Annotated in this window: 3 protein-coding genes and 1 pseudogene; 2 read left to right on the top strand and 2 right to left on the bottom strand. The window is 69.0% G+C overall.

Going from position 1 to position 3,890, the window contains the following annotated elements:
• Both VFF97_RS11135 and dnaB read right to left on the bottom strand, forming a co-directional pair.
• The coding region (locus VFF97_RS11135) for an alpha/beta hydrolase (RefSeq protein ID WP_325033570.1) at positions 1 to 429 on the bottom strand (429 nt) is incomplete at its 3' end.
• 56 nt (positions 430 to 485) lie between these two features.
• Positions 486 to 1,859 carry a replicative DNA helicase gene (dnaB, locus tag VFF97_RS11130; protein WP_325033571.1) on the bottom strand — a complete coding sequence of 458 codons (1,374 nt, stop codon included), beginning with the start codon at positions 1,857 to 1,859 and terminating at the stop codon, positions 486 to 488.
• 601 nt (positions 1,860 to 2,460) lie between these two features.
• Between dnaB and VFF97_RS11125 the strand changes: the two genes are divergently transcribed.
• Positions 2,461 to 3,489 (top strand): hypothetical protein, encoded by a 1,029-nt coding sequence (locus VFF97_RS11125; RefSeq protein WP_325033569.1) that lies wholly within the window; start codon positions 2,461 to 2,463, stop codon positions 3,487 to 3,489.
• A gap of 90 nt (positions 3,490 to 3,579) precedes the next feature.
• A pseudogene (locus tag VFF97_RS11120) lies at positions 3,580 to 3,890 on the top strand (hypothetical protein); the annotation flags it as partial.

Genomic DNA, 3,890 nt, shown 5'->3' with positions numbered 1-3,890 from the left:
CTCGCGTGCGCGCTGGACGGCCTCGGCATCCGGCAGAACGCAGTCGATCGGCGGCTCGTGGGCGACCAGCGTCGACACGTCGTGCGGGTGCGCGGTCACGAGCGCGAGCGCGGTAACCGCCCCACCGCTGCTGGCGAGCATGTCGACCGGACCGGCGCCGAGCGCTTCGATCAGCGCGTGGATGTCTTCGGCCTGGACCTGCGGTTCGTTGGTGACAACGCCGTCCTTGCGTTTGCTTCGACCGAGGCCCCGCGGGTCGTACGTCACGACTGTGCGGTCGCCGAACAGCTTCACCTGTGCGTCGAAGCCGCTCGCATCCATCGGCTGGCCGATCATGAGCAGCGGGGGCCGCCCATCGGCTGTCGGCAGCGGCCCGTGGACGTCGTAGACGAGATCGACCTCCGGCAGTTCGAGGGTGTACTGCGTCATCGACGACCTCCTCCTCCAGGGCCGGACCTCGGCGTCTCGGCCGTTCCGCGGCGCGGCTACCCGAAGTCTCCGACCGCCATGTCGGCGAACCGCGAGAAGTGACCCTGGAACGCGACGGTGACCGTGTCGGTCGGACCGTTGCGATGCTTCGCGACGATGAGGTCGGCTTCGCCCGCGCGCGGGTTCTCCTTCTCGTACGCCGCCTCGCGGTGCAGGAGGATCACCATGTCGGCGTCCTGCTCGATCGAGCCCGACTCACGCAGGTCGGAGAGCGCGGGCTTCTTGTCGGCGCGCTGCTCGGGACCACGGTTCAGCTGCGAGAGGGCGACGACCGGCACGCCGAGCTCTTTGGCGAGCAGCTTGAGCGCACGCGAGAACTCCGAGACCTCCTGCTGGCGCGACTCGACGCGCTTGCCCGACGTCATGAGCTGGAGGTAGTCGATGACGACCATCTTCAGACCGACGCGCTGCTTCAGCCGACGGCACTTCGCGCGGATCTCGACGAGTGTCATGTTCGGGCTGTCGTCGATGTAGAGCGGCGCGTCGTTGATGCGACCTCGGGTCGCGGCGATCGTCGTCCAGTCGCGCGAGTCGAGCGTGCCCTTGCGCATCGCCTGCAGCGGCACTGCGCCCTCGGCGCTCATGAGGCGCATGGCGATCTCGCTGCGCCCCATCTCGAGCGAGAAGAAGATCGTGGGCATGTTGTGCTTGATCGCGGCGGCGCGAGCGAAGTCGAGGGCGAGCGTCGACTTACCGAGCGCCGGACGCGCCGCGATGATGACGAGCTGGCCGGGGTGCAGCCCGTTGGTGAGCTGGTCGAGCTGGGCGAACCCGGTCGGGATGCCCGTCATCTGCCCGTCGCGGCCGCGCGCCGCTTCGATCTCGTCGACCGCTGCGTCGACCGCGACGGTCAGCGGGACGTAGTCCTCGGTCTCCTGCGCCGCGCCGACCGCGTAGATCTCGGCCTGCGCGTTGTTGACGAGCTCGAGGGCGTCGCCCTGCCCCGAGTAGCCCATCTGCACGATGCGGGTGCCCGCTTCCACCAGACGGCGGAGCAGAGAGCGCTCGGCGACGATCGACGCGTAATAACCGGCGTTGGCCGCCGTCGGCACGATCGAGGTGAGCGAGTGGAGGTAGTCAGGTCCGCCGGCGCGCTGCAGCTCACCCGTCTTGATGAGTTCGTCGGTGACGGCGACGACGTCGGTCGGCTCGCCGTGCGAGTAGAGCGACAGGATCGCCTCGTAGATGAGCTCGTGCTTCGGGATGTAGAAGTCCGTGCCGCGGAGCATCTCGATGACCTCGGCGACCGCGTCGGGCGACAGCAGCATTCCGCCGAGGGTGCTCTGTTCTGCGAGGAGATCGTGGGGAGGAGTCCGTTCCGCTTCGCGCGGTCCGCCAAGGCGGTCTTCGGAGATGTCGGCTATCGACACGGGTCCCCATACCTCCCACAGCAGCTCGAGCACGACTGGCGGCCGACGGATGCGGCAGAGCACGCTCGCATGTTCGTATGACCTGCGGGCGGCATGCTGCCGCCTCCGTGTCGAGCACAACACGGACCACCGACATAAGTCGTCGTCGCAAGCCTCGAACCTGTCTCCTACGACAGTCGAGCGCACCCCCCGATTGGGCCGAAGCCCACGCTAAGGAGAGCCCGTCGGGGATGCAACAGCGCCTGTGGATAACTCTGTGGAGAGTCTGCGAGAAACGCCGACAGACCTGTGTACAACAGCTGTGGATAATGGTGTGCTCACAGCCGATGCACAACTTTTTTCTTCGGTTTGACCGGGCCTTTCTCTGCGAGCAGCCTGTGGATCGAGATGTGATTGAAGTTGTGCTTGAAGGTTCGCGGTGAAGCCGCCACCTGTGCACAATTCGCGCGATTCTGCAAATCGACCGGGTCCGGAACCTGCACGTTCTCCGAGAGCGGGCGAAGGTGCTGGACATGCTCGAGATCACCGACTACGGTCGGAGATCCAGGCACCCTCAGACGCGTTTCGCACGAAACGCGAGACTCCGTCATGGGAGGTGAACGTGGAGATCGCACACTCGCTCTCGGGCTCGAGGATCGTGCGGCTGGGCCTCATCGGGGCCGCACTCGCGTTCGCCTGGCTCGTTCTCTCGGTCGTCCTCGGCTTCGCCTCCGGCGACGCGCGCGCGGACGACGGCACGGACGACTCCCGCGGTGCAGGGCTTCTGAGCGGTGTCACAAAGGTTCTCGACCGCACGACCTCGGCGGTGACCTCCACCGTGTCGGCCGCTGTTCCGGCGGTGACGGATGCGGTCAAGAGCGTCCTCTCGCCGGCCCCCGCGCCTCAGCAGCCGGCCCCGGCGGCCCCTGCTCCGCAGCAGCCCGCGCCGCAGCAGCCCGCCCCGGCCCCGGCTCCGCCGCAGCCGGCACCGGGCGTCGTGTCGCCGGTCGTCGAAGCCGTCGCCACGCCGGTCGTCGATGTCGTCGACTCGGGCGCCGTCTCGCAGCTCACCGCGCCGGTCGTCGCCACGCTCGGCCGCGTGCCGGTCGTCGCGGATGTCGTCGCCCGCCTCGGGCTCGACGACGCCGTGACCGACACCGCCGCGATCGTCGACCGCACCGCGAGTGAGACCATCCACCTCGTGGTGGAACTGGGAGCAGCCGTCGACGGCGTTCTGCCCCAGATTCCGGGCGTCACAGCGCCGCCGGAGCTTCCCGTCTCCGACCCGGACGCGGCTGCGCCACCGGCCGACGTGGCGGATGCCTCGGCATCCGGTTCATCGTCGCCTGCGCTCGCGCGCACCGCACACGGCCTCGTTCGGGATCGGCTCGGCGCGCCGAGTTCGCCTCCCGCATCCCTCGGCTCGGCGGTCCCGTCCGACGGCGGTTCGGCCCCATCGACCCCAGACGCGGTGCCGTCCTCGGCGCCGCTGACCTCCACAGCAGGACCCGGTGGTGCGGGTTCTGCCGCCTGGGCGCTCGTCGCCGCAGTTCCGTTCGTCGCACACCGTGCCTGGGTGCGCCGAGCAGGGCCCGCGGACGACGTCGCACCGGGCGCGCCTCTCTTCGGCACCGACGTCTCCCCCGACTGATCGGATCGCGTCGCCTCCCTCCGGGGGCGGCATCTGCTTCGGCGCGTCGTAGGCGCGCGCAGTTCAGTGATCCATCACAAAGGGGACATCATGCACGCTTTCATCAAGCGCGCCCTGTGGGGCACGCTTCTCGCCGGCGGCATCACGCTGCTCGGCGCGACGGCCGCGAACGCGGCCGAACCACCTCCCGAACCGGGACCCGTTTCGTCGCTCCTCGGCGACAACGGCCTGGTCGACTCCCTCGTCGGCGACACGGTCGTCGAACCGGTCCTCGGTGATGCGGGCGCGATCGCCCCTGTCACCAGCGCCGTGGCCGGCATCGTCGACGAGGTCACGAATTCCACGGCCGGAACCGAGCTCGTCGGAGCGCTCACCGGCGGAGGCTCCGCCCTGAACGACGT

It is taken from the genome of Microbacterium sp. (assembly GCF_035687345.1).
In the GTDB taxonomy this organism is placed as follows: domain Bacteria; phylum Actinomycetota; class Actinomycetes; order Actinomycetales; family Microbacteriaceae; genus Microbacterium.
This window is presented reverse-complemented; position numbering and strand designations above follow the sequence as displayed.